Here is a 23781-nt window from a genome sequence, read left to right as displayed (position 1 = left end):
AAAAATCTTTTCTCTCGGCTACAATTCGCGCAAGGGAAATCGCTCTCTTCGAATAAGAAGTTCTCAGAAAGCGGTGGAAAACTTCAGTTCGGGCAACGCTGGCGCGCAGCTAGGCCCAGGGCCAGCACCTCGGAGTCGGGGCGGGTCGCGCATATCGCTGATATCAGGTCCGGCGCGACGAAAGGCGCCGCCAGCCCGGGCTGCATCGCAAGGCCGTCGTCGTCCCAGCGAAACCCCAAAAGAGTGGCGATCTCCTTGACTAAGGCCGAACCGAGAGTGCCGGACCGCCGCGCCAGCATTCGTGTGGCCAAAAATAGTTTTCCGGTCGGGCCTGCATCGTCACCCGCGGCGGTCAATAGCACGGGTGTCGCGAAGGTTGTTTTCGTCCTCGGTACCGTCGAATATCCGGTCGGCGACAGCGGCCGATTTCAGCGCTAGGCGATCACGCCAGCAGCCGAGCCAAGGCGGTTGAGCACGAACAAGATCATCCAGTGATTCAGGGCGACGCCGGCAGCGAAGGCAGCGTCGGACTCAGTGATGTCGCGGCCACCTGACAGCGCCAGCCTGGCAGGTGGGGCGACCGGATCGAGGGTGGTTCCGTGGTAGCCGCAAGCAAATCCGTGCGGCGGAGCATAGCTCATGTGCGCAGTTTATACCAGTAATGGCATAGATAACCGCACGACCTATCGTTGCCAAAAAAACGATCGATAATGTTGCCTTATCAATAGCTTATAAGATATACTCGACGCTGTCTACCCTAGCGCGCTTGCCGGGCAAGCGACCGCGCAATATCGACAATATCGTTGCGTGACGTCGTCGGATCCTCGGAGTTCCAAGCAATACCGAGACCGATCCGAAAGTCAACGCCCCTCACCTTTCGGAGCGCCACGTTACGGTTCGGAAGGTCCGCTGTCCACTCGGGTGCGAAACCGATACCAAGACCGGCGGAGACCAACGAAACGAGCGAGAACGTGTCATCGCAGGTGTACGCGATATTTCGCGTCAGGTCGTGTTCAGCGAATTTTTCAGCGAAATATCTTTCCGTGTAGGAGAGGTTCTGCCGTGAGAAGGAGATAATCTTCTGGTCGCGCAGATCTTCAATCCCTATGTCCGTTTGGGCGGCAAGCACGCTACTTTTTTCTACCGCCAGCAGGTAGCGCTCATGAGCGATGGAAAAGAATCGGAGAGCGCCGATGTTTTCCACCGGCCGGATGAAACCGAGGTTGATATGTCCGCTCTCCAGGCCACGGATGATGTCATTGGTCGTGCCGCTTGAAATATGCAACTGAATCTCGGGGTACTTTCGCGCAATGCGGGCCAAGAAGGCGGGGAGAATACCAACAGTGGCGGGGTATATGGTTCCGATCCGGATTCTGGTCACCGTCTTTCCCGCAACTGACCGAGTTATGTCAGTGCTCAGATCGATGTCGCTAAGAATGCGCACACAGCGCTCGTAGAACGTTGCCCCTGCCCTCGTCAATTCGACCCGCCGTGTCGTGCGAACGAGCAGCTGGACACCAAGCTCGCGCTCCAGCGACTGGATTTGTGTGCTTAAAGCGGGTTGCGCGATATGAACGCGAGAAGCTGCACGAGCAAAGTGTAGCTCCTCAGCAACGGCGACGAAATAGTGGAGTTGGCGTAATTCCATGAGCTGCTCAAATTCAACCTTCGATGGCCACCGGTGGCGGTTTTCAATTAATTAGGGACTGACAGTCCGTCGATTGTCAAGCATCGAATATGCCCTTCTGACGGGCATGGATGTTCGGCAAAGAATTGGATGGAATCTGCGAAGGCTTCGAGTGGCCAAGGGGCTCTCGCAAGAGCGGCTCGCTCTTGAAGCCGAGATCGACCGTTCGTACGTGGGCCGAGTGGAACGCGGATCGGAGAATGTAACCGTCGGCGCCCTTGAAGCTTTTGCGTCAACACTTGAAGTCGACGTCTCGGCCTTCTTTGCGGAGCTTGATCCAGGAGCACCACGGCCCCTTGCGCTTCGTGCCGGACGTAAGCCAAAGGCGCATTGAGGCAGCTTGCAAACAATTGCCACGCCAGATCGACCCGCTGTGCCTAGAGAACGAGCAGCCGAGTATCGAGTTTCTAACGACTGGATCTGCTTGCTAAGCAGACTGGATCTGCTTGCTAAGCAAGGGCTGCGCGACATGAACGCGAGAAGCCGCCCGCGCAAAATGAAGCTCCTCGGCAACGGCAACGAAGTAGTGGAGTTGGCGAAGTTCCATTCGTTAGCATTCCCATTTTCCGAGAATTTTTGTTGGGTCGAACGCATCACTCAATACCCTGAGTATACGTGAAACGAAATATGTAGGGTATATCCGATGGATTAACGCGGGGCAAGATGATGCCCATGCGACATGGATACCCGCAAGCGCATCGCCTGGAATCTTCGACGTTTGCGGACATCCGCGAACGTGACACAGGAGATTCTCGCGGTAGATGCCCATGTGGACAGAACGGTAATCAGCGATTTGGAACGGGGACGGCACAACGCCTCTGTCGATTTGCTCGATCGTCTTGCCCAAGCGTTGCAATTCGATATTTCTGAATTGTTTGTTGTGCCTGCCGGCACGGATGACGAGCCTGCACCTATTAAGCCTGGTCGAAAACCCAAAGCGAGGTAACCTCCAGCCTCGGCATTGTTATTTTGCGGGCATCAATGATCAGCGATTGATATTAGACCCGCCACTCCCCAACCGTCACCATTCTCCCGGGAACAACAAAACCGGGAGACCATGACGTGAATGTAAACCGATACCTTCCTCTCTGCCTGACGCTCATGCTTAGTGGCGCGCCTGGACTGGCCTTTGCCGAAACCCTCGTCGTCAACAGCTATGGCGGGCCTTACGAGGCAATCATCGAAGAGCGTATCATCAAGCCCTTCGAGGAAAAGTCCGGTATCGATGTCGTCTATGATGCCGTCGGTTCAGCTTCTCAGGATTATGCGAAAATCAAGGCCACCCGGGGCCAACCCGGCTTCGATGTCGTGGTCATGACCGCCTCGCAGTCACTGCAAGGCTGTAAGGACGGGCTTCTGGAGAAGCTCGATGTGACGGCTGTTCCAAACCTCGGAAAACTGGTACCCAGCCTTGCTGCGGTCGCTGGCCCCTGCGGCGCCGTCCATGAGGTTCAGTACATGTCGCTGCTCTATCGCACCGACAAGCTGGCTTCACCGCCGACTTCCTGGTCATCACTCCTTGATCCGGAACTCAAAGGCAGGATCATCCTGCCAACGTTCCAGAACATCATGGCCGTCTTCCTGATGGAAATCATGTCTGTCACCCGCGGCGGCGATATGATCGACAATGTCGATCCCGGCTTTTCGGCAATGGCCGAGCTTGCCCGCCAGTCAATCGGCTTCGAACAATCCTCGGCGATCCTCGAAAGCTACATCAAGGACGGGACCGTGTGGGCAATGCCGTTCTGGAACGGTCGCGCCCAGCTTCTCGTCGATCAGGGTGTTCCCGTCGATTATGTCCGTCCCAAGGAAGGCACGGTCCCGCTGATTGCGACGCTCAACGTACCGGTCGGGGCCACGAACAAGCAGGCTGCCACGGCCTTCATCGACTTCTTTCTGGAGAAGTCGAGCCAGGAAGCATGGGTGACCGGATACAAGGTCGGTAGCGCCCGGACCGACATCGACATTCCCGATGATATTCGAAAGCGTCAGATCACCACGCAAGCCGATCTTGAGAGCCTGAAACTGCCCGACCTCTCGCGTATCGCCGACAAGCTTGGCGAATGGGGCGAACGCTGGGAACGCGACGTCGTTTCCCAGGCGAACTGAGAGGGCAATTTCATGTCGACCATTGCCCTTACCGCGCCGGCAGCGATGCCGGGCGCGCCCGCCCGCTCGTCCGGCTATCTGGTTCTCGCACCTTCCTGTCTGGTGCTGACCATCTTTTTTGCCCTGCCCATGGGCACGATGATCGGGATGAGCTTCATGGACGCTCAGACCCTGTCGCCGACTCTCCTCAACTATCAACGCTTCTTTTCCGACGGCCTGTCGCTTGCCGGTCTTTATCGGACAGCGGTGATGTCCATCCTCGTCGCTGTCTGCGTGACTGTTCTCGGCTATCCCGTCGCCTACTACCTGGCGCGCTCGCGTTCGCGCTGGCGGGCTCTGGTCTTTGCTTTGGCGCTGGCACCCGAACTGGCCGGCGTCGTGCTGCGTACCTATGGCTGGCTGATCATTCTTGAGGATCGCGGCTTCATCAACGACATGCTGATCAATCTCGGCCTGATCGCCTCCCCTCTCCCCCTGTCGAAAAACCTGTTTGCCGTCGTCGTCGGCCTGACGCATGTCGTCCTGCCATTCGGCATCCTGTCCCTGACCACCAGCATCCAGGGCATCGATCCCAATCTGGAGCGGGCTGCGCAGATGCTTGGCGCCTCGCGGCTCTCGGTCATCCGCCACATCATCCTGCCGCTGTCTGTTCCGGGCATCGTCAGTTCGCTGTTGATCTCGTTCACGATGGCGGCCAGTGCCTACGCCACGCCAGCGCTATTAGGCGGAGCACGCTTCAAGGTGCTGGCAACCATGATCTACGAACAGGTGCTCTTCTATATCGACTGGGGATTTGCCGCCGTCATGGCGATAGCGCTGCTGATCATGATGCTCGCCATCTCCTTCCTGGGCATCCGCTACGAGACCCGCCGTGGCAATCGAAGAAGCAACCGGGAAGGGGAAGCGTCATGAACCGGGTTCTGACATGTCTTTTCTGGTTGGCCATTGCGTTGGTGCTGACCTTCATCACCCTGCCGCTGGCGGTGGTGGTTGCAGCCTCGCTCAGCCCGTCATCGGCGGTTACCTTTCTGCCGTGGGAGTGGACGACTGTCTGGTACGGTAATCTGTTGGCCGATCGGTGGCTGCAGCCGTTTTTGCTGAGCGTGAAGATTGCCACCGTTGTCGCTGGTATCAGCGGCGTGCTCGGTGTTCTGGCAGCCTACGCTGTCGTTTATGAGCGCCTCCCCGGCAGCACGGCCATCATGGCAGGCCTGCTGTCGCCGTTATCGGTGCCGCAGATCGTCAAGGGTGTGGCGATCGTGCTGTTCCTGTCGATCATCGGCTTGCAGGGCGTTCTCGGCACGCCGGCACTGATTGCCGCCCATGTGGTCCTTGCCTTGCCGTTCGTCACCCGGATGGCTGCAACATCGCTTGCCAACTTCGACGGCAATCTGGACCGTGCGGCCCAGAGCCTTGGCGCCACCAAACGCCAAAGGTTGCAGCACATTGTGCTGCCGATGATCAAGCCGGGTGTCCTGTCGGGCGTCACCTTCGCCTTCATTATCTCCTTCAACAACATCCCCTTGTCCGTCTTTCTCGTTCGCCCCGGCGACACGACGCTGCCGATCGCGGTGATCAACTATCTGGAATACAGCCTCGATCCCGTGATGGCGGCCGTCAACGTTGCATCGATGATCTTCATTCTGACGGTGATTTTCCTGTTCGAGAAAGTCGGTGGTTTCTCGGCCCAACTGCATGGTGGTAGCAAATGAACAGTTTCGACATAGAACTCGTCTCGGTCAGCAAATCCTTTGCCGGCATCCCGGTGGTGCAGGACCTGAACCTTCAGATCCCGCGCGGCGAATTCGTCAGCATTCTCGGACCCTCCGGCTGCGGCAAGACGACGACCCTCAACATGATCGCCGGCTTCAATACGCCAAGTAGCGGCGATGTCCGGGTCCGCGGCAAAAGTCAGAACCGCATCCCGCCGGAGCGGCGCAATCTCGGACTGGTGTTCCAGAACTATGCGCTGTTCCCGCACATGACCGTTGCTGAAAATGTCGGTTTCGGGCTTCGTATGCGGGGGACCCCTAAGGCGGAGATCGGCAAAGCGGTGGATGCCGCGTTGCGCAGCGTCCGCCTCGACGGTTTTGGCTCGCGCTATCCAAAGGCCCTTTCAGGCGGCCAGCAACAGCGGGTGGCTTTGGCACGAGCGATCGCCCCGAAGCCGTCCGTGCTGCTCCTAGACGAGCCGCTGTCCAACCTCGATCTGAAGCTGCGCGAGGCCATGCGCATCGAGCTCAAGGAAATCCAGGAACAGTTGGACATGACGTTCGTCTATGTCACCCACGATCAGGAAGAGGCGATGGCGATGTCCGACCGGATCGTCGTCATGTGGCAAGGCGCCATCGCGCAGCAGGGCGAGCCCGCTTCCATCTACAGAAATCCCGCGACACGCTTCGTCGCGGATTTCGTGGGCCGTTCCAATATCCTGTCCGTCAGGAGGAGTATTCCTGGGCCGACGTTTCTTGAATTGTGCATCGACGGAACTCAGATCGTGCTGCGCTCGGACTGCGCTGGAAATAATGCCGTCCAATCCTGCTGCATTCGCCCGGAAAGCATCGCGCTTCTGAACGGATCCGATTCTGGAACCGGTCCGCAAAACCGTCTCGACGGCGTCGTGCGCAGGATCGTCAATCTCGGCGCCCACGTCGAACTTCTGGTCGAGGTCGCCACCGGTCTGAGCCTGATGGTTCTTGTTCCCTCAAGCCGGTCGTCCCTGGTGCCAGAGCTGGCAAGCACAGTCACGCTCGGCATCGATCCACAGGACGTTCAGGTGCTTTCGGACTGACCCGCAATCCATAGCCTGCCCGTATCAATGCGTGACGATCGGTATTGGAACCCTTCTCACGCTCACTTCTAGGATGGTGGTGGCCTTAAGAGGAAGGCCCGCAAAAGGAGATGAAAATGCTGACGAAACAAAGACTGCGTGCGGTGCAAAACGACAGCAATGTCTGCGCCGATATCGAGGGGTTCGATTTCAACGCCTACGACGCCCGTGACATCGAGGAACTGCGCCGCTTCTGGCTGCAATATGGCGTTCTGCGCTTCAAGAAGACCGGCATTACCGATGCGCAGCAGGTGGAGTTCTCCCGCCATTTCGGGGACTTCGTCATCCATCCCAAACAGAAGCAGGAGGGTGGTCATCCGACCCATACGGAAATTCTCGTCATCAGCAATGCCATGAAGGACGGCAAGCCGAGCGGCGCGATGGGCAACAGCGAGGCGACATGGCACACCGACACCTGGTTTTACGAGCGGCCGCCGGCAGGCGCTATTCTGCGCGCCGTAACCGTGCCGCCCTCCGGCGGTGACACCTATTTCCTGTCGACCTACAGTGCCTACGAGACCCTGCCGGACGCCTTGAGAAAGGCAACAGACGGCCGGCAGATCTTCTTCCAGAACGTCTATGACAAGACCGGTAAGTTGCGTCTCGGAAAAAGCACGCCCGGTAGCCGCGATTTTCGCGAGTGGACCGGGATCGTTCACCCGCTGGTTCGGATCCATGGCGAGACCGGCCGCAAGGCGCTGTATCTCGGCGGCACGACCGAAGGCGCCTGGATCGTCGGCATGCCGCTCGACGAGAGCGAAGCTTTGCTTCTCGAACTTTGGGACCATACGACCAAGGGACAGGAAGTCTTCGTCCAGCAGTGGGATCAGGGCGACATCATGATGTGGGACAATCGCTGCACCATGCACCGGCGCGATGGCTTCGACCCGTCCCTGATCCGCATCATGCATCGCACGACAACCGCCGGTGAGCGGCCGGTCTGACATCGCCCGCGCCCCTGCCTTGAGGTGAAATTCATGACAATAGAATACCGAATAGACACCCGGCACTCCGCCTGGCCGGAAGACCTGCGCGATCTTCTAGCTGAGGTGGAAACCGCCACGATCGGTCATTTTGAACATCTGGGCTTTCTCGGATCCCAGATCCGTCCGGTCTTTCCCTCAAAGGCGATCGGCAACGCAGTCACCGTCGCGGCACCGGGCCGCGACGGTGTGGTCATCTACAAAGCGATCGATCTGCTTGTCCCCGGTGACATCCTGGTGATTTCTCGTGTCGACCATGACGATATCGCCTGTGTCGGCGGCGGCGTGGTCGCCGCCGCCAAGGCCCGCGGTGCTGCCGGTATCGTCGTCGATGGGCCGTGCACAGACGCGCTGGAAATCGCGCACAGCGGTTTCCCCGTCTGGTGCCGCGGCGTCTCGTCGAAAACCACCAATCGCGCCTACCAGATCGGCGGATCGATCAACGTGCCCATCGCCTGCGGCGGTGCGGCGGTCCTGCCAGGATATGCGGTGCTTGCCGACGACGACGGTGTGTTCGTGGCCGATCCCAATCATATGCGACGTCTCGGAGCCGTAGCGCTCGAGCGGCAAAAACGCTCGCGACATCTGCGGCCCCATCTGGAGGCCGGCAAGTCGATCTTTGACTATCAATCATCGGAGGAATCATGAAGATCTCACTCATTCAGATGAACTCGCAACCGGATCGTGACCACAATCTTCGTCAGGCGCTTCGCCTGATGCAGGATGCGGTCGACAGGGATAGTCCGGATCTGATCGTCCTGCCGGAGCACTTCGACTGGTCAGGGGGGACCGCGCAGCAGAAACAGGTGGCGGCCGATACAGTTCCGGGCGGGCGGACCTATGACGTGCTGCAGGACTTCGCAGCCTCGCATCGGATCTGGCTGCATGCCGGCAGCGTTCTGGAACGGATTGCTGGAAGCACCCGCATCCACAATACCTCGCTCGTGTTCGACCGCGATGGTATCGAAGTCGGGCGGTACCGCAAAATACACCTCTTCGACATCGTGGCCCCAGACGGCAAAGCCTACCGCGAGTCAGAGACCGTTGAGCCCGGAAACGAGCTGGTGGTCTACGAAATCAATGGCCTGCGGATTGGCTGTGCCATTTGTTACGACCTCCGCTTCTCGCGTCTTTTCGACCGCCTGGCGACTGCAGGCGTGGATGTCATCATTCTGCCGGCGGCCTTCACGCTTCAGACGGGCAAGGATCACTGGGAGGTTCTCTGCCGGGCGCGGGCCATCGAGTTCCAGGTGTATTTCGTCGCCTGCGGCCAATGGGGTCCGTATCCGGCGGCCGGAGGCGAAGTCAGGCAGACCTATGGCAACTCGCTTGTCTGCGATCCGTGGGGTCAGGTCATCGGCCGGGCTTCCGATACGGTCGGATTTTTCACCTCATATCTGGACATTGACCGTGTCCGGGCGGTTCGCAATCTTATCCCGATGGATGCGCATCGGGTGGAGTTCGGCGACATCAATGTCCTGGCGGTCGGCCCTTAGTCGGGGGCGCATTCTGCAGGTCGGATCTGTTGGTCGCGGGGAGGGGCCCGAGGATCGGCGAAGACCGCCGGTGCTTCGGCTCTGGAAAATACCCGCCCCCCTGTGTTCCACACTCAACGAAAAACGAGAAACGCCATGCAACAACCCGCAGCAATGGTCCTGGGAAACTACATTGCCCGCGAAACATTGGCCGATCTGCCGCCCGACGTTGTCGGGAAGGCGAACGAATGCCTTCTGGATTCGCTCTGCTGCCTGCTTGGTGGCTATTCCCTGCCGATCGCCGGCGTCCTGGATGGCTTTCTGGACGATGTTGGGTCTCGTGGAGACGTGCCGATCCTCGGCACCAATCGCACGACCGATCCGGGAACCGCCGCCTTCGTCCAGGCCTGCCTGATCAACGCTCTCGACTTCGACGACATCTATCGCAAGGGCCATCCCGGCGCGACGGTGGTCGCGGCCGCGTTGAGTGTCGCGGCGCATGTCAACAGTTGTGGGGCGGACATCCTGGAAGCGATGGTCGTGGGATATGAAGTGGGCGGCCGGGTCGCGATTTCCCTGTCGCATATGCATCCGCGCAAAACGGTGCATGGGCATGGAACGTGGCAGGTCTTTGGTGCGGCCGCGACAGCCGCAAAGCTCCTGAAGCTCGAAGCGCGGCAATCGGCGCATGCAATCGCGATTGCAGCTGCCAATGCGCCCGTCGCCTCCGTCATGAAGACGGTCTATGGCTCTGAACCCAGCATGGCAAAGAACAATTTCGGGGCAGCGGCGCAGACCGGCGTCAACGCAGCCCTTCTCGCGAAAAACGGCTTTGAAGGTCCGCTGGACATCTTTGAGGGGGAGACCGGATTTTGGCGCATGGCCGGCGCCGATGCCTGCGATCTCGAACGACTGACGGCAGGTCTTGGCCGGGTCTACGAAATTCGCGAAGTCGGCTTTAAGCCGTACAGCTGCTGCCGGATCCTGCAGAGCAGCATTCAGGCGTCGCTGAGGGCGTTCGCGACTGCCGGCGTCGATTCAAAGGATCACGCCCACGAACGGCTGGTGATCACCGCCCCACCGATTGTCTGCGAGCCACCGTTCAACAATCCCGCGCCAGCGGATATTTGGGCTGCCCAGTTTAGTGCTCCCTACGCTGTCGCAATGGCGTTGCTTGGTATTGAGCCCGGCCCCGACTGGTTTTCGGAAGAGCAAATCTGTAGTGATGCGGCCATGCGCCTTATGGCGCGGATCGAATTGCGGCCCGACATGGGAAAGCCGGACCCCAATTCTCATCATGTCGCACGTGCCCAACTGTCCCTGAAGGACGGTCGTATTTTCCATGCCGAAGTCAAGATCGCCCTCGGTGAAGCCGCAAATCCATTGCCCAGATCTTTTTTGGAAGAGAAGTTTCTAAAGCTGGCTGAGAGAAGGTTCGGAAGCGATCGTTCACTCGCCCTGTTGAAGGTTATTTCCGGCATAGGCAACATGGCCTCTCTCCAACCCTTGTTCGCTGCGAGCGTGCCGGAGATACCGGGTTCGGGCAGCTTTGGAGAAATGCCGCGGGACGTCCTGCTGGTTCGATAACAAAGGCAACCAGTCTGTTTTCGGTATGAGCGATGGCGACTTTGCGCCCTTGGCAATCATGTGGGACGATGATCGAGAAGGGACGCATGCTTCGAATGCTGAGTTCATCAGGGATATCAATAACCTATCGATTTCATAGGCACGCGTTAGCGACTGGGCGGGCATATATCGCTTTATCACGGGAGTATTACACTATAAAAAATATCGTGTATTCGGTCCGCAGGGAAACCCTGAGTCGCGTTTTCTGCTTCGATCCCCGGCCGATGAGGAGGACTGGCTTAATCCACAAGAGGAGACAGACATGACGAGTGCCTTGCCGCCACTTCATAACGGACACGCGCCGATCACCCTTCAGGAATTGTTCCGCGAGGCGCTCTATGCCTTCGAAGAATGGGAAACGGAACGTACGGAACCGATCGTCACTTTCGAAGGGCGGATCATCCCGATCAGTCTTGTCTTCGAAGCGATGCGCGACTGCGATGACATCGTTCCGATGAACAGTGTCAGTGCCATCACCGAAAGACTGTCCAAGCCCTGGAAAGGCGAAGGGCCGCTGGATCAGATGAGCTTCTCGACGGCCGCCCGTATCATGCGGGTGCTCGTGCGCAAACGCCTTCTTGCCGATGGTGGTGACGATATCGTGGCCGTCTCCAGCCCTACGGTCGAGCGCCAGCCGACAGAATGAGCCTTGCGGGATCGCGGCCGAGCCGTCGCGATCCCGTGCCCAGAGCAGAAACCGCTCTTATTTCCAATCACCCAATTCTACTTCCTGCCGGAACCCTACGAGAGGGCTATCAAAATTGTAAGCTTCGTGCTACATATTCGGTAAATCTGTAGTGCGAAGGTATCAAATGCCAACCCCACATAATCCTCCTGCTGCTGTGCGGCGCGCTCTTCGCAAACTCGGCGCGGATATCCACGATGCTCGCCGGCGTCGACGGCTGCCGATGGCGGTCGTGGCGGAGCGGGCCTTCACCTCCCGCTCTACGCTGCAAAAGGTCGAGGCCGGGGATACCAATGTCAGTATCGGCATCTATGCGGGTGTCCTCCAGGCGCTCGGCTTGCTCGACGGTCTGAGCCAGATCGCCGACATCGGCAACGACCCTGTCGGGCAGGCAATGGCCAGCGCCGACCTGCCCAAGCACGTCCACCTCAAGCGGACAACGGGATCGTCTCGCGATGGCTGACTTCGAGGTGCATATCGACCTGGACGGCCGCACGCGCGCCATTGGAATGGCGAGGAGCAACCGCGTTCGAGGTACGGAAACCATACTGTTCGAGTACGATGGCGCGTGGCTCGTCGATCCGGACCGGTTCTCGCTGGAGCCTGCCCTTGCTTTGACCCGCGGTACCTTTGCCCCGCCCGCCGGACTGGCGACGTTCGGTTCGATCGGAGACTCCGCCCCCGACACATGGGGCCGTCGTCTGATGCAGCGGGCCGAGCGCCGTCTTGCCGAACGCGAACGCCGTGCCGTTCGCACCCTTGCGGAAAGCGATTACCTGCTCGGCGTCGCCGACGAGACCCGCCTGGGCGCACTCAGATTCCGCTGGGCAGGAGAAGAGACGTTCCAGGCGCCGATCCGCGCCGGGGTCCCCGCTCTGATCGAACTCGGGCGGCTGCTTGAAATCACTGAACGGATTCTCCGGGACGAGGAAACGGACGAGGACCTACAGCTCATCTTTGCCCCCGGCTCGTCCCTCGGCGGTGCGCGGCCGAAGGCATCGATCATCGACCAGCACGGGCACCTCTCCATCGCCAAGTTCCCGAAGGAAACTGACGACTACAGCATGGAGACCTGGGAGGAGATCGCGCTGCGGCTGGCCGAGAAGGCCGGCATCACCACTCCGTATCATGAACTGATTGAGGTCGCCGGCAAGGCGGTGATGCTGTCGCGGCGTTTTGATCGTTCCGGCGCATCCCGCATTCCCTTCCTGTCTGCGATGGCGATGATGGGCGCCAGGGACGGTGAGCGCGGCAGCTATCCGGAGATCGTCGACGCCCTTGCGCAACATGGTGCGCAAGGGAAGACCGACGCTCATAGCCTTTATCGGCGCGTCGTCTTCAGCGTGCTGATCTCCAATGTCGACGATCACCTGCGCAACCATGGCTTCCTTTGGCTCGGCAAGGCAGGATGGTCGCTCTCTCCTGCCTATGACCTCAATCCCGTTCCCACCGACCTCAAGGCGCGTGTGCTGACGACCAACATCGACCTCGATGAGGGTACCTGCTCGCTCGACCTGCTTGAGGCGGCTTCGGGGTTCTTCGGCCTCACGCTGCTGCAGGCCCGCGCGATCATCAAGGAGGTGGCAAGTGTTACCGCGACATGGCGCGAAACCGCCAAGGCAGCCGGCGCCCGCTCCGCCGAGATCACACGAATGGCCAGCGCCTTCGAACACGATGATCTAAGAAGGGCGCTGGCGCTTTGATCTGAACGGTGTCGTTTGCCCCATCCACCCTCCAATGACAGCCTGAGCGGTCACTTCATCGCCGATTATTCATCTGAAATTGGCTTTCATTTCCGCTTTTCCCACGAGAAAATACCATCATAGGTAGTCATTCGGAGGGTGGAGCATGACAGTTGCGTTGGAGGAAAGGCCGGAGGGCGGCCTGCGGTTCTTCTCCTTGAAGGATATGGAACGGCGCGGCGTCATGCTCGAGGCCGGCGCTCTGCATGCGGTTGCCCGCGAGGCGTGGGCTGATATTCGCGAGGGCCGCGCATACGGATTGAAATCCGTTCTGCTGCCATTCGAAAGCGAACTCTGGGCTCGTCCGGAATTGGACCACTATCGGAAAAGGTTCGAAGGAGAGCGGCTCGGTTGGAAGTTGTCGACCCTCTCGAGCGTTGGGCCGGACTACGCAGCCGTCAAGATCGTCGGCGCCAACGCACTCAATCGGCATCTGGGACGCCCCAGGTCGATGTCCACGATCGCCCTCTTCGACAAGGTGACGCTTGCGCCGATCTGCCTGTTGGATGGCACCGAGATTTCTGCCGCGAGAACCGCGACTTACGCGACGACGATAGTTGATCGCTTCCTGTCTGGTCGCAACGGTCTATCGGTGTTTATCTTTGGCGCCGGACCGATCGCTGAACGGGTCATCCTGGGCCTTGGCATCTTTGCTCATGAGGCCTTTTCGAAAGTGTTCATTCGAAGCCGATCGGCGGATTCGGCGGTCCATCTTGCGGCGAAGCTCGCGGCGCGCGTCGCATACCCCCTGGTGGCTGTGGATGACAATGACGAACTTCGCGGCTGCGATCTGGTGATTACCGCATCCAATGCCAAAAGGCCTGTCTTCGACGACGCGGAAGCCAACCCGCACGCCGTAACGCTGCACCTCGGCGGCGATGAAACACCCCCTCAATATATCCAACGCGTTCTGAAAACTGGGCGGCTGTTGTGTGACGACATCACAATGGTGTCGCGCCGCAACTCGCAGAGCCTGGCTCTATATTTTTCGAAAGGGCAATCCACCCTGGAAACGCTCGGCCCACTTCTCGGTGTTACCAACTTTTCGGACTTGGGCGACGAGCTTCAAAAGCGCGAAGATGAGCCGCTTCACATCACATGCGTTGGACTGCCGATGCTGGACCTATACGTTGCCAAATATGTCTATGAGACCTTTCTGAAAACAGAACCGAACGCGTAGCTTCGCTGTGGGCGCAACCCGCCCGTTGCGGAATGCCGCATGGGTCAGTTCAACGTGGCACTCAGTTGCCGGTGGAGACGAGACATGTACGCGACGCGAACTCTTGCAGCTTACATCGGTGACTGCGCTGCCGAAAATTTGACGGCGGGCGTAAAGGAGAAGACGCTGTGTTGCATGCTCGATCTGGTGACGGCGGCGATCGCCGGATATGAAACACCGAGCGCTGCGGCGGTTCGCAGTGTTGCAGGACATCTGTTCGGGCCCGGGCCGTCGCCCGTATGGTTTTCCGGGCAGACGTTGAACAGCACAGGTGCTGCCTTCTGCAACGCGGCTGCCGCTTCTGCTCTGGATCTGGACGACGGTCATCGGGCCGCACGCGGACATCCCGGCGCCGCAGTCATTCCCGCCGCGTTGGCGGTCGCAGGCGATATCACCTGCTCGCGGGACGAAATCGTCACGGCGATCGCTCTTGGATATGAAGTCGGGGTGCGTATCGCTGCCGCGCAAAATCCGAACGCGATCAGGAGCCGGCAATCGGGGCGGTGGGTGGGATATGGCGCTGCGGCCGCCGCCGGCCGGCTTTCCGGTGCAACGCCTGCCCGCCTTTCACAGGCATTGGCGATTGCCGGCGTCCTGGCTCCGAACCAGGACGCAAATGGCAGTTCCGGCTATTCGAAACTCACCGGCAACGATGTGAAGGAAGGCATTCCGTGGAGTGTTGCAACCGGCATGACGGCGCTCCACCTTGCCGAATGCGGATTTACCGGGCCTGAAGACATCCTGGATCATGCTTCGCATTTCGACACGTCAAGCATCGTCGGCTACCTGGGCAAGCCGGGGAAAATCGAGGGAACATATTTCAAACCATATTCGTGCTGCCGCTACATCCATCCCGCCATCGATGCGTTGTCCGATCTGGAAACACGCCATCGCGTGACCCATCACGAGATCGCGATGATTGAAGTCGAGATATTTGCCTGGGCGCTCCAGTTGGGCAACCGCGTCAATCCGGAAAACCTGACGGATATCCAATACAGCCTGCCATACTGCCTGGCGATCGCTGCGATCGAGGGCCGCCAGGCGCTGGCCCCGATCAATGTGAATCTGCTGGGTCGCCAGGATCTTGCCGATTTTGCCCACAAGGTCCGTCTGTTGGTCGATAGCGAGATTGACCGTCGGTTTCCTGCCGAGACGCTCGCGAGAGTGACCATGGTCAGCAAAACAGGCGAATCTTTCGTGTCTCCGGTCACCACGCCTCGTGGGGACGTGGGACGACCGATGCACTGGACCGATATTCGCGACAAGTTCCTCGAAATCACCGCGAGGAAGACGTCGGAAAAGAGGCAAGTCATGCTGCTGGATGGATTCGAGCAGTTCAGACGTGGCGATACCGCCCCGCTGCTGGCACGGTTGGCTCAGCCGCTGGCATAGTGATTGTTCTGATCATCTCATCACCAGAGACGACGTCACAGAATTCGACCATTCAGCACGACCGGTCGGCCAGCAATAAACACGTCCCGCACCCGGCTGAGGTTTGCACTATCGGCGACGACGATGTCGGCCCTCTTGCCTTTTTCGATCAACCCTCGATCCCCTGCTAGCTGCGGGAAAATCCGTGCGACATTTCCCGTGGCAAGCGCGATCGCCGCCGGCGCGGCGAGTTGTTTCTTGCGACCGATCCGGTGAATGGCCTCTAAAATCCCATCCCAATGCCCGCCGGCGAAGTCGGTCGATATTGTATCCACGAGACCCGATTCGATCAGTGCGTCGAAATTGGTCACATCGTTTCGCCACCGCGTTGTGATGCAATCAAGCGTCGAAACGTCGATCACGGCACCCCGATCTCTGAGCTTTCCCGCGACTTCGACCGCCTCACCCGCCAGGAAACTTGGATGGTTGGAGTGTCCGGCAACGATCCGGGCAATAGGGTATCTTTCGGCCAAGTCTATAAGAGAGCGCGCCGTCGGCGCGGCATTGTGAAATACCGCCGGATATCCGACCCGAGCCGACTCGCGGGCGATTTCCTCAAATCCAGCCAGTGCTGTCGAGACAGACGGCATGACGCTGTTGGAAACGATGGCCCGGATCGCCTCCGCTTGCACCATCCCTGCCAAGCCGCAGTTGTTCAATTCGGCTTCGAGTTCTTCGTCCGATACCCCATCTGCAGGTTCGAGATAACGGCCAAGAATCGCATTCTTCAATCGCCGCGCCACGGCCGGAAGGACTGTGATGCCCGTCTGGCGCTTGATGGCGTCGGGAATAAACCTGTACTCCTGCGCGCCGCCGCCGAGTGTCTGGCCACCGCCGACTTCGCCGAGAGCCTTTGCCCCCTGCGACAGCAATTGATCGGTCGTTGCCTGGAGGTGCCGTGAGGACAGTCCGGCGCCATCAACGGCAAGGGCCGCCTGTATGTTGTTTTCTGTGTGTGCCGTGGACACGTAAATGTCCATCGGATGCGCCATTGCAGCCTCATGGTCGATCTCGTCGGGGAATGCGAGGCCACAGACATTGAGAAGGGTGGTGGTGCCCTGGAGGAGGTGCCGGTTGCGATTGTAGTCGACCGCGCTGTCGTCCAATGCAGCAGAGCCGCTCGGCATGGAGGGTCCACGGATGCAGCCATGGGCGTGGGCGTTGATGATCCCCGGAATGATCGTGCATCCCGAAGCGTCGATGAAGTCGGCGCCGCCGTCCGAACGCCGGTGGAGACGAGAGGACATGTCGACGTCCCGTATCTCGCCGCCGCTCACAAGCACGTCGGCTCGCGGAAACACCGTCGTTCCGTCGCCCGTAATGACACAACCATCCTGAAGCACGATGTCCATATTGTTCTCTCCGATTGGCTGAAGTCTCGATGACCGGTTACGTCGAGGTCCCATTTGAATCTCCGAGATTCTCCGCAAGCACATTGTCCTCCAAGGCGTAGCCAATTGACCGCACCGTCCGGATCAGATCCGGAGATCCGTTCGAACTCAACGCCTTGCGCAGCCGCCCGATGTGGACATTGACGGTCCGCGGCTCCACGTGAATGTTTCGCGGCCAGGCGTTGGCGGTCAGGTCCCCTCGCCCGCATACCTGCCCGCAATTGCGCATGAGGTGCTGCAGAAGCTTGAACTCGATTGGCCCCAGGTGAATGTCCAGGCCATTTCGTTTGACGCGGTGCGTCTCGAGATTCATCACGATGCCGGCATAGAAAAGCGATGTGTCGCTTTTCATTGTCTTGAAAAAATGGCCGCTGCGCCGCGCGCGGGTGCGCAGAAATTCAAGCAGCCTGGACGGAGCGATGGGCCGGATGAAACTCTCGTCAATACCGGCTTTCAGCAAATCGACATACTGGCTTTGAGCCCCCGGCCTTATCAAGGCAATCGTGGAGATTCTCGCCGTACGTGGATCCTTCTTTAGCCGGACACACGCCGATGCGGCCGAAATCGAACCGCTCGCGGCGTCAAGCAGGATGGCGAAGGGATCGCATTCAGCCCCGAGGTGGACGAGCTCCTCGACGCTTTTGCCGAAAACCGTATCGAACCCGTCGGCCTCCAGGATATGTTCCAGAAGCAGAAAGTAGTCCGAATCTGCCGAGCCGATAAGGATCAGTGGTCGCACAATAGTCGTCCTCGCAGCTACGACCGAGATGCTGGTGGGTTTTCGCGGGCTTGAATCTCGATGATCTTTATTCAGACCGCCGCGACAACCTAGGCAAGTCCTGACGGTATAGGACGCGTCCTGATGGGATCAAGCGAATGCGGGGCGAAGCGGATCGCAATTGTGCGGTGGATGTTGAAAGTTTCACGTCACGGCTGTTCGATTTCTCGTCCGATCGGAGCCCCGCTCGCTTCTTGTCACCGAGGGCTAGATCAGATGAAGCCGCGTTGCGATTGCGACTGCCTGGATGAGGCTGACGGCGCCCAGTTTGTCTCGCGCATTGTCGAGATATGAGCGTGCGGAACTGTATTTGATGCCAAGGAGCGTCGCGGCTTCGCGCATCGATTTTCCTTCTGCAGCCCATCGAAGGCAGATGGCTTCTTGCGGTGCCAGCCTGACGACACTCGAAGCACTGGCGCGCGGACGTCGCAACGTTACGAATGCGTGGGTGAAGGTTGCCGCGGTTATTGCAGGGACGTGATCCAACGGCGCGTGCGATCCGAGGCCCATGCCTGTGGACGCGAAGGTGAGGAAGGCCATGTGGCCGAACCCTGCGGGAATTGCGATTGTCGTCCCCGAGCATATTCCAAACGCATTGGCTTCGCGCGCAAACCCGAGCCGTTGCGGTCGGCGAAATTGCCGGTCTTCCAGAGACCACGTGTAGGGAGCCATCGTTCGCCTGGCGATCTCGATGACGGGGTCGACGCTTTGATAGGATTTTTGGAGGTACCGATCCTGCCATTCCTTAGGATAGTTCGACAGGGCGAAGCTGCTCTTGAAGCTGATGTTGATATAGGCATACAGATCGTACCCAAGCCTATTCGTAAGATTTTGCAGCGAACGTTTGAAGTGCCTCTCCTGCGCGACGAGGCTGACAGCATCGATGAAACGATCGAGATTTTTCCAAGGGTCGACGGGCATCTTCCAGAAATTCCTGCTGCGATGGTTCCAGCCTGTGGCCGCTATCAATCCGATAGGGCAGCCGTTCTCGGCTCATTGTTCACGTCGGCAAACGACATCCAGATGGACGATTCCAACCGCAAGCTATTTCAGCTGCGGGCAATGCCGGAAAATCTCCTGCAGGCGCTCTTTTCTTGACCCTCCGCGGGAAATATTGCAATGGAACGGGCCATAGACACTCACGTGGGTACCATGACCAACAAGAACGCAGCCGGCGCGACGAGCTCCAATAAAATCATGTTGCGGCCCGTTGTTGGTCTGGTGGAAGGCCTCGATCCGTCTCAACTCAAAGATGTCACGATCGACGCGATCGTGAAGCACCGGGTCCTTCGTGACGAGGCGTCTGCGTTGTATGTGGAGCTGCAGAAGCTCGTCAGCGCGCAGGCGCGACCGCAGGAAGTGTGTTTCGCTGAACGCGGCTATATTGCTGCGATGATTGCAGTCCATGCCCACCAGACAGCACTTTCAACTTTGCTGGATGTTCTCGGCTACATCCCAGAGGTTCCCGCTCGACAGCCTTCAAATTAGGTTCAGTTTCGTCGCAACCGCTGTCGCCTGTTGAATGCTGAGGACATCGAGTTTCTTGCGAGCCTGTTTGATGTGAAAGCACACATTATTGTATTTCATGCCCTCCAGGACCGCGATGTCTTCCAGGGTCTTGCCCTCTGCCGACCATTTCAGACAAATCCTTTCCTCGGGTTTCAAGACGATGAGACGGTGTCCAATCGTCGCTGTTGCGGACTGCCGGCTGAATTTCGTGTGGACCTGGGCAACGGACGCGGCAGCGACGACAGGGTCGAAGTCTTCCTCCGAATAGCGCTCGAGCTTGTTGGAGGCCAATGTCAACATCGCGACATTTCCAAAGCCGGACATCACCGGGATCGACACCCCGGACCGAATTCCGAATTCGCGGGCTTCAGTATAGAATTGTCGGGTCTCTTTCGAGAGGTTCCGGCTTTGGTTTTCCGTCCAGCTGAAAGCCCGCATCTTTCGCTTTGCCGTTGTCACCACCGGATCGACGGTCGCATATAGTCGCGACAAATAACGTTCCTGCCATTCGGCCGGGTAGTTCGAGATCGCATAGGTCTCATTGGGGTGAAGGTTCAGATAGGCATAACAATCGAAACCGAGCTCATTGGTCAGGGTTTGAAGGGCGTCCTTCAGAGAGAGTTCATTCGATGCAATCACACACGCGTCAATCAGCTTTTCGAACCACCGATCCAATTCAGAGCTCCTTTCGATGCCGTTTCCGTCCGCGATAAGCTTTCGCGAAAATCTCCTTTCGACGTCATCTCGGGATCATTCAGTATCGATGGAGACAACGACGCGATCAGTTGCATGCCTGTGCATGACAATCGATAGCTGTCACAAATGTGTCTCGCAACTGTTATGATTTAGAACCATTCGAAGCTGCAATTGATATCAATTGCCAATGAATGGGCGTTCAAAACTATCAATTTGATTTTGCGTGAGAAGTCGATATCTGCGAAAAAGTGCAACTTCTAATATACTGTCTCCTTTCCCACCTAACTTTTTTGTGATCTGGCTTTGCCACCCCACCAGGGCCGCCTTTTACCCTGCCTTGTAGGGCGGGAAAACGATGTCCTGGTCGACGACCACATTGAATTTGTATCCGGGGCGAATCTCGAGAGTGGGCTGAACATCGAGGTTCCTGTTGATCGTGCGCTCGGCCACCCGCCCAAATGTCTCGGCGAAATTGCGCCGCGCGGCATCAGACGCCGTATCCTGCGTCGCCAGCGTAGAGCTTTCGGGAACGGACATATCGATGCCGGTTCCGATGACGGCCAGAAGAGCCGCTGACCCGAAGGTCCGCAGATAATGCCGATTGACCTTGTCAACGAAACCCCCATAGCCTTGTGGATCGGTTCCGGCCATGCCTCCGATCTGCAGCGTCGACCCGTTCGGGAAAATGATGTCGGTCCAGACAACCAACACACGCGACTGACCGAACGAAACCTCGGAGTCGTAACGACCAAACAGTTTCGCTCCCTGCGGAATAAGCAGTCTGTGGCCGGTGGCACTGTCAAAGACATGCTGGCTGACCTGAGCGGTGACGCGTCCGGGAAGGTCGGAATTGATGCCGGTGATCAGTGTCGCGGGTATGATCGATCCGCGCTTCAGTTCGTAGGGGGAAAGCTGAGGGACGACGCTATTGGGAAGATATCCCAGCTCCTTGATGTCCTGGTTGAAAAAATCGGCTTTCTTCATCTGGCCATTGGGATCCATGTTCTGTCCCCCGAATCCAGCCTGCATTGCCGCGGAGTAAAGATCGACGGCACTCCGCGACGCCGGTCCCCGTCCCCCATTGGCAGTGGCTAGCGTGCCGGAACTGATGCTCCCGGCATCGGCATCTCGGACGTCGACTGTGAGAGGCGAATCCAGCGCGGCGCCCCTCGCCTGCAATCTTGCCATCTGCTGCCGGTGCTGCTCCCGCAGATACTGTTCCTTCTGTCCGCGCTCGAGGCGAGCCAGCCATTCTTCTTCCGGCTCAAGGCGGCTCTCTCTCTCGAAACGTTGATCCGGTCTTGCGACAGTCGGCTGGATCTCGTCCCGATCCGTGCGCGTTTGCACGACAGGTGCCGGCTGGAAGACCTGCGTTTGCGCAGGCTCGCCGATGATCCCGTCGGAGACGCCGCGTTTCAGCTGGTCGGCATAGGTCGAGGCGGGCGTGTTCGACGCGGCATCGACGCCCGGGCCGCCCCGGAAGTACAGGCCGCGTGACGACAGCCCGTAGATGATCACCGCGAAGAAGAGGACGACGAGGATGATGACGATGATGATCGGCAGGCGGTTGATCCGCCGAATGCTGCGCTGTGGCTCGTCCTGGGAGGATGCTCCGCCCAGCTGCAAGGATTGCACCATGGTGTCCGCCCTCCCCTAGTTACGCTGCATGACCGACAATGGACTGGCAGGCACGGCGCCGGCCGCTGTCGTCCTGTAAGCCCGCGTGAGTTCGACCTTCCGTGTCGATAGCCGTACGAGGGTTTGTCCCTCGAAGTCGTCGACCACATAGGCCAGCTCGATCGACGACTTTTTGTCATCGGTCTTTTGATCCGTGGCAACGGCATAACCCCAGCCCTTGAGAGCTGCTGCCAGCGCCTGCCCTGATGGTGACGCGTCTTCCTTCAGAACAATTGTGCCTGTTCCGGGTCCCACCTGTTCCGCAAACCGGCTGACCATGTCTCCGGCAATGGCGCTCGATGCAGCAGGTGTGATCTCGGGTGGGGCGGCGCTCGTCGTCAGGCCGTCAGCGCCAGTCTGGCAAGCGGACAGCGCCGTCGCGATTAGGGCAATCATGAACGGCCTTCGCATGATCACCCTCCCCTGCGAATGCTGATTTTTTCTTTTCGCCAGCCGACGCCGGAGACAAGAACCGCGCGGTCCACATTGTAGTCGACCACCATCATGTTGTTCTTCATGCGATAGTTGACGACCCGGTTCTGGCCCCCGGAGACGACGAAAAGTACCGGCGCATCCTGTCCGGAAATCGAGCGTGGAAATTGGATGTAGGTTTTCTGACCGTCGGAATAGACCCGGGTCGGCCGCCACGATGCGCGACCACTGACCGAATACGAGAAATTCAACCCCTCTGCGGGAACGCCGGCACCCGGTATCGTGCTTGCCTCCAGCCGGGCATTGATGTCAGCCAGCTTCGTCGAAACATCCTCCGGATACTCGAAGCCGACGCGGGCCATATACTGGCTGGGATGCGATTTCAGCTGAATATGATAGGTCCGGCGGGACGTTGTCACTACCATAGAGGTGACCAGACCCGGTTCGGACGGCTTCACGATCAGGTGGATCGCCTGGCCGCCCGCGGCGCCCGATGTGGCCGGCTCCACCTTCCATCGAACCGTGTCTCCCACAAGGACGTCGCGGACGACCTCACCACCCTGCAGCTCGATATCGCAGACCTGCAAAGGCGAGCACACGACGGAAGGCTGGATTTCTCCAAACAGAAAGATCACCTTTCCGTCCGCCCCTTTGGTCACAAGGCCGGCGCTGCCGCGCCATTTGCCGGAAATACCGGTGCCCTTGGCTTCATTGGGCGTCATGCCTTGCGCGAAGACCGTTCCACTCGACAAGGCGGCGGCGAGTAGGGCGCACGGGGCGAGGCCCCTTGCCCAAACCGAATTGAATGTTTTCTTCATGTGGTGCTTCGGGCTCCTCAAAGCTGTGCCGTCCAGTCGAAGTCTCGAAGGTAAAGACCGATTGGATTGAGGCGGATGACGCTTTCGTCCTGCGGTGCCGTCAGTGTGACAGTCGCGATCCCGCGGAATCGCCGCAAAGCCGTTTCCTTGCCCTTTCGATCGCGCTCGAACTCGGTCCAGTCGATCTGATAGGATTGGTTAGACAGGGCGACGATATTGTTGACCTCGATCGCGACCGTCGCGGTTTTTGCCTTCTCGAACGGCGAGTTTCCGCGGAACCAGGCGTTCACCTTTTCGGTCGAGGGATCCGATGTGCGCAACAGCGCATAGGTCCGATCGATATATTGCTTCTGCACCACGGCATCCGGGCTGACAGACCGGAAGCTCGTCACGAAACTGCCCAGCGTGGCACGCACGACGCGCGGGTCGGCATACTCGATCTGTTGAGGAAAACCCGAACTGACCGAGGTACCCAGCTTGTCGACCTCCACGATGTAGGGGACGAGCTTGACTTGCGAGCTCTGATAAAGTGCGTAGGAAAAACCGATGACCGCCATGGTGAGGCTGGTCATGCCCACGATCCGCCAGGCTGCTGCGGCCCTGACATAGGAGCCGTATCGTTCGTTCCATTCCTGCCGGGCGGCAAGGTACGGATTGTCAGGCGGATGTCGCACTGCCATTCGTCAAATCCCT

28 protein-coding genes and 1 pseudogene are annotated in these 23781 nt (G+C 58.9%); 16 read left to right on the top strand and 13 right to left on the bottom strand.

The window, feature by feature from the left end; all coding sequences use genetic code 11:
• Window positions 1–83 precede the first annotated feature (83 nt).
• The 4 genes from J2Z75_RS29575 to J2Z75_RS25445 form a co-directional block, all read right to left on the bottom strand.
• Entirely contained in the window at window positions 84–362 is a 279-nt protein-coding gene (locus J2Z75_RS29575; RefSeq protein ID WP_327791295.1) for a DUF1403 family protein, read from the bottom strand.
• A complete protein-coding gene (locus J2Z75_RS29570; protein ID WP_268842101.1) occupies window positions 340–492 on the bottom strand; it encodes a DUF1403 family protein in 153 nt (50 codons plus the stop codon). The genes J2Z75_RS29575 and J2Z75_RS29570 overlap by 23 nt, the downstream gene beginning before the upstream one ends.
• A complete protein-coding gene (locus J2Z75_RS29400) occupies window positions 435–641 on the bottom strand; it encodes a hypothetical protein (protein WP_234937563.1) in 207 nt (68 codons plus the stop codon). The genes J2Z75_RS29570 and J2Z75_RS29400 overlap by 58 nt, the downstream gene beginning before the upstream one ends.
• A 116-nt stretch (window positions 642–757) precedes the next feature.
• Entirely contained in the window at window positions 758–1648 is an 891-nt protein-coding gene (locus J2Z75_RS25445; RefSeq protein WP_209856173.1) for a LysR family transcriptional regulator, read from the bottom strand.
• A gap of 106 nt (window positions 1649–1754) precedes the next feature.
• On the opposite strand from J2Z75_RS25445, the gene J2Z75_RS25440 reads away from it, so the two are divergent.
• On the top strand, window positions 1755–2021 hold the full coding sequence (locus J2Z75_RS25440; protein ID WP_209856433.1) for a helix-turn-helix domain-containing protein: 267 nt from the start codon (window positions 1755–1757) through the stop codon (window positions 2019–2021).
• Window positions 2022–2120: 99 nt separating this feature from the next.
• On the opposite strand, the pseudogene J2Z75_RS25435 reads toward J2Z75_RS25440, so the two are convergent.
• Window positions 2121–2234 (bottom strand): annotated as a pseudogene (locus tag J2Z75_RS25435) (LysR family transcriptional regulator); the annotation flags it as partial.
• 132 nt (window positions 2235–2366) lie between these two features.
• Here J2Z75_RS25435 and J2Z75_RS25430 point away from each other — a divergent pair.
• The 14 genes from J2Z75_RS25430 (at window position 2367) to J2Z75_RS25365 (ending at window position 15748) form a co-directional block, all read left to right on the top strand.
• Window positions 2367–2633 (top strand): helix-turn-helix domain-containing protein, encoded by a 267-nt coding sequence (locus J2Z75_RS25430; RefSeq protein WP_209856170.1) that lies wholly within the window; start codon window positions 2367–2369, stop codon window positions 2631–2633.
• A gap of 155 nt (window positions 2634–2788) precedes the next feature.
• The gene (locus J2Z75_RS25425; protein ID WP_209856431.1) at window positions 2789–3796 is read left to right on the top strand and encodes an ABC transporter substrate-binding protein; all 1008 of its coding nucleotides are present in this window, start codon (window positions 2789–2791) and stop codon (window positions 3794–3796) included.
• A gap of 12 nt (window positions 3797–3808) precedes the next feature.
• Window positions 3809–4708 carry an ABC transporter permease gene (locus tag J2Z75_RS25420; RefSeq protein ID WP_209856168.1) on the top strand — a complete coding sequence of 300 codons (900 nt, stop codon included), beginning with the start codon at window positions 3809–3811 and terminating at the stop codon, window positions 4706–4708.
• Complete coding sequence (locus J2Z75_RS25415) at window positions 4705–5508, top strand: ABC transporter permease (RefSeq protein ID WP_209856166.1); 804 nt, start codon at window positions 4705–4707, stop codon at window positions 5506–5508. The genes J2Z75_RS25420 and J2Z75_RS25415 overlap by 4 nt, the downstream gene beginning before the upstream one ends.
• The gene (locus J2Z75_RS25410) at window positions 5505–6587 is read left to right on the top strand and encodes an ABC transporter ATP-binding protein (RefSeq protein WP_209856163.1); all 1083 of its coding nucleotides are present in this window, start codon (window positions 5505–5507) and stop codon (window positions 6585–6587) included. Before J2Z75_RS25415 ends, J2Z75_RS25410 begins: the two co-directional genes overlap by 4 nt.
• 116 nt (window positions 6588–6703) lie before the next feature.
• Window positions 6704–7570, top strand: a complete 867-nt coding sequence (locus tag J2Z75_RS25405; RefSeq protein WP_209856160.1) for a TauD/TfdA dioxygenase family protein — start codon at window positions 6704–6706, stop codon at window positions 7568–7570.
• A gap of 33 nt (window positions 7571–7603) precedes the next feature.
• Window positions 7604–8257: an RraA family protein gene (locus J2Z75_RS25400; RefSeq protein ID WP_209856156.1), complete on the top strand. Its 654-nt coding sequence runs from the start codon at window positions 7604–7606 to the stop codon at window positions 8255–8257.
• Window positions 8254–9105, top strand: coding sequence for a carbon-nitrogen hydrolase family protein (locus J2Z75_RS25395; RefSeq protein WP_209856154.1), 852 nt, complete (start codon window positions 8254–8256; stop codon window positions 9103–9105). The genes J2Z75_RS25400 and J2Z75_RS25395 overlap by 4 nt, the downstream gene beginning before the upstream one ends.
• Window positions 9106–9240: 135 nt before the next feature.
• Window positions 9241–10671 (top strand): MmgE/PrpD family protein, encoded by a 1431-nt coding sequence (locus J2Z75_RS25390; RefSeq protein ID WP_327791294.1) that lies wholly within the window; start codon window positions 9241–9243, stop codon window positions 10669–10671.
• Window positions 10672–10972: 301 nt separating this feature from the next.
• Complete coding sequence (locus tag J2Z75_RS25385) at window positions 10973–11356, top strand: BRA0787 family protein (RefSeq protein WP_209856148.1); 384 nt, start codon at window positions 10973–10975, stop codon at window positions 11354–11356.
• A gap of 166 nt (window positions 11357–11522) precedes the next feature.
• Entirely contained in the window at window positions 11523–11858 is a 336-nt protein-coding gene (locus J2Z75_RS25380; RefSeq protein WP_209856145.1) for a helix-turn-helix domain-containing protein, read from the top strand.
• The gene (locus J2Z75_RS25375; RefSeq protein WP_209856142.1) at window positions 11851–13098 is read left to right on the top strand and encodes a type II toxin-antitoxin system HipA family toxin; all 1248 of its coding nucleotides are present in this window, start codon (window positions 11851–11853) and stop codon (window positions 13096–13098) included. The genes J2Z75_RS25380 and J2Z75_RS25375 overlap by 8 nt, the downstream gene beginning before the upstream one ends.
• Window positions 13099–13243: 145 nt before the next feature.
• Entirely contained in the window at window positions 13244–14317 is a 1074-nt protein-coding gene (locus tag J2Z75_RS25370) for an ornithine cyclodeaminase (RefSeq protein WP_209856140.1), read from the top strand.
• Between the two features lie 39 nt (window positions 14318–14356).
• Complete coding sequence (locus J2Z75_RS25365) at window positions 14357–15748, top strand: MmgE/PrpD family protein (RefSeq protein WP_327791293.1); 1392 nt, start codon at window positions 14357–14359, stop codon at window positions 15746–15748.
• A gap of 35 nt (window positions 15749–15783) precedes the next feature.
• Here J2Z75_RS25365 and J2Z75_RS25360 read toward each other — a convergent pair whose 3' ends face one another.
• The 3 genes from J2Z75_RS25360 to J2Z75_RS29745 form a co-directional block, all read right to left on the bottom strand.
• On the bottom strand, window positions 15784–17139 hold the full coding sequence (locus J2Z75_RS25360) for an amidohydrolase family protein (RefSeq protein WP_209856135.1): 1356 nt from the start codon (window positions 17137–17139) through the stop codon (window positions 15784–15786).
• A gap of 37 nt (window positions 17140–17176) precedes the next feature.
• Window positions 17177–17638 carry a winged helix-turn-helix domain-containing protein gene (locus J2Z75_RS29395; RefSeq protein WP_234937562.1) on the bottom strand — a complete coding sequence of 154 codons (462 nt, stop codon included), beginning with the start codon at window positions 17636–17638 and terminating at the stop codon, window positions 17177–17179.
• 525 nt (window positions 17639–18163) lie between these two features.
• Window positions 18164–18877, bottom strand: coding sequence for an autoinducer binding domain-containing protein (locus J2Z75_RS29745; protein WP_209856131.1), 714 nt, complete (start codon window positions 18875–18877; stop codon window positions 18164–18166).
• Between the two features lie 231 nt (window positions 18878–19108).
• Between J2Z75_RS29745 and J2Z75_RS25345 the strand changes: the two genes are divergently transcribed.
• Window positions 19109–19444: a transcriptional repressor TraM gene (locus J2Z75_RS25345; RefSeq protein ID WP_209856129.1), complete on the top strand. Its 336-nt coding sequence runs from the start codon at window positions 19109–19111 to the stop codon at window positions 19442–19444.
• On the opposite strand, the gene J2Z75_RS25340 is transcribed toward J2Z75_RS25345, so the two are convergent.
• The 5 genes from J2Z75_RS25340 to J2Z75_RS25320 all read right to left on the bottom strand — a co-directional run bounded on the left by J2Z75_RS25340 (window position 19436) and on the right by J2Z75_RS25320 (window position 23768).
• Window positions 19436–20104 (bottom strand): autoinducer binding domain-containing protein, encoded by a 669-nt coding sequence (locus J2Z75_RS25340; RefSeq protein ID WP_327791301.1) that lies wholly within the window; start codon window positions 20102–20104, stop codon window positions 19436–19438. The genes J2Z75_RS25345 and J2Z75_RS25340 overlap by 9 nt on opposite strands.
• A 384-nt stretch (window positions 20105–20488) precedes the next feature.
• Window positions 20489–21799: an IncP-type conjugal transfer protein TrbI gene (gene trbI, locus J2Z75_RS25335; protein WP_209856122.1), complete on the bottom strand. Its 1311-nt coding sequence runs from the start codon at window positions 21797–21799 to the stop codon at window positions 20489–20491.
• Window positions 21800–21814: 15 nt separating this feature from the next.
• The gene (gene trbH, locus J2Z75_RS25330) at window positions 21815–22249 is read right to left on the bottom strand and encodes a conjugal transfer protein TrbH (protein ID WP_209856119.1); all 435 of its coding nucleotides are present in this window, start codon (window positions 22247–22249) and stop codon (window positions 21815–21817) included.
• A gap of 2 nt (window positions 22250–22251) precedes the next feature.
• Complete coding sequence (gene trbG / locus J2Z75_RS25325) at window positions 22252–23088, bottom strand: P-type conjugative transfer protein TrbG (protein ID WP_209856116.1); 837 nt, start codon at window positions 23086–23088, stop codon at window positions 22252–22254.
• 17 nt (window positions 23089–23105) lie between these two features.
• The gene (locus J2Z75_RS25320) at window positions 23106–23768 is read right to left on the bottom strand and encodes a conjugal transfer protein TrbF (RefSeq protein ID WP_209856113.1); all 663 of its coding nucleotides are present in this window, start codon (window positions 23766–23768) and stop codon (window positions 23106–23108) included.
• Window positions 23769–23781: the final 13 nt, after the last annotated feature.

This window comes from Rhizobium herbae, assembly GCF_017873135.1.
GTDB lineage: Bacteria > Pseudomonadota > Alphaproteobacteria > Rhizobiales > Rhizobiaceae > Pararhizobium > Pararhizobium herbae.
This window is presented reverse-complemented; position numbering and strand designations above follow the sequence as displayed.

Coding starts and splice junctions, on each gene's coding strand:
- J2Z75_RS29400 (WP_234937563.1), bottom strand. CDS start 641: ATGAGCTATGCTCCGCCGCACGGATTTGCTTGCGGCTACCACGGAACC.
- J2Z75_RS25445 (WP_209856173.1), bottom strand. CDS start 1,648: ATGGAATTACGCCAACTCCACTATTTCGTCGCCGTTGCTGAGGAGCTA.
- J2Z75_RS25440 (WP_209856433.1), top strand. CDS start 1,755: ATGGATGTTCGGCAAAGAATTGGATGGAATCTGCGAAGGCTTCGAGTG.
- J2Z75_RS25430 (WP_209856170.1), top strand. CDS start 2,367: ATGGATACCCGCAAGCGCATCGCCTGGAATCTTCGACGTTTGCGGACA.
- J2Z75_RS25425 (WP_209856431.1), top strand. CDS start 2,789: ATGCTTAGTGGCGCGCCTGGACTGGCCTTTGCCGAAACCCTCGTCGTC.
- J2Z75_RS25420 (WP_209856168.1), top strand. CDS start 3,809: ATGTCGACCATTGCCCTTACCGCGCCGGCAGCGATGCCGGGCGCGCCC.
- J2Z75_RS25415 (WP_209856166.1), top strand. CDS start 4,705: ATGAACCGGGTTCTGACATGTCTTTTCTGGTTGGCCATTGCGTTGGTG.
- J2Z75_RS25410 (WP_209856163.1), top strand. CDS start 5,505: ATGAACAGTTTCGACATAGAACTCGTCTCGGTCAGCAAATCCTTTGCC.
- J2Z75_RS25405 (WP_209856160.1), top strand. CDS start 6,704: ATGCTGACGAAACAAAGACTGCGTGCGGTGCAAAACGACAGCAATGTC.
- J2Z75_RS25400 (WP_209856156.1), top strand. CDS start 7,604: ATGACAATAGAATACCGAATAGACACCCGGCACTCCGCCTGGCCGGAA.
- J2Z75_RS25395 (WP_209856154.1), top strand. CDS start 8,254: ATGAAGATCTCACTCATTCAGATGAACTCGCAACCGGATCGTGACCAC.
- J2Z75_RS25390 (WP_327791294.1), top strand. CDS start 9,241: ATGCAACAACCCGCAGCAATGGTCCTGGGAAACTACATTGCCCGCGAA.
- J2Z75_RS25385 (WP_209856148.1), top strand. CDS start 10,973: ATGACGAGTGCCTTGCCGCCACTTCATAACGGACACGCGCCGATCACC.
- J2Z75_RS25380 (WP_209856145.1), top strand. CDS start 11,523: ATGCCAACCCCACATAATCCTCCTGCTGCTGTGCGGCGCGCTCTTCGC.
- J2Z75_RS25375 (WP_209856142.1), top strand. CDS start 11,851: ATGGCTGACTTCGAGGTGCATATCGACCTGGACGGCCGCACGCGCGCC.
- J2Z75_RS25370 (WP_209856140.1), top strand. CDS start 13,244: ATGACAGTTGCGTTGGAGGAAAGGCCGGAGGGCGGCCTGCGGTTCTTC.
- J2Z75_RS25365 (WP_327791293.1), top strand. CDS start 14,357: ATGGGTCAGTTCAACGTGGCACTCAGTTGCCGGTGGAGACGAGACATG.
- J2Z75_RS25360 (WP_209856135.1), bottom strand. CDS start 17,139: ATGGACATCGTGCTTCAGGATGGTTGTGTCATTACGGGCGACGGAACG.
- J2Z75_RS29745 (WP_209856131.1), bottom strand. CDS start 18,877: ATGCCCGTCGACCCTTGGAAAAATCTCGATCGTTTCATCGATGCTGTC.
- J2Z75_RS25345 (WP_209856129.1), top strand. CDS start 19,109: ATGACCAACAAGAACGCAGCCGGCGCGACGAGCTCCAATAAAATCATG.
- trbI (WP_209856122.1), bottom strand. CDS start 21,799: ATGGTGCAATCCTTGCAGCTGGGCGGAGCATCCTCCCAGGACGAGCCA.
- trbH (WP_209856119.1), bottom strand. CDS start 22,249: ATGCGAAGGCCGTTCATGATTGCCCTAATCGCGACGGCGCTGTCCGCT.
- trbG (WP_209856116.1), bottom strand. CDS start 23,088: ATGAAGAAAACATTCAATTCGGTTTGGGCAAGGGGCCTCGCCCCGTGC.
- J2Z75_RS25320 (WP_209856113.1), bottom strand. CDS start 23,768: ATGGCAGTGCGACATCCGCCTGACAATCCGTACCTTGCCGCCCGGCAG.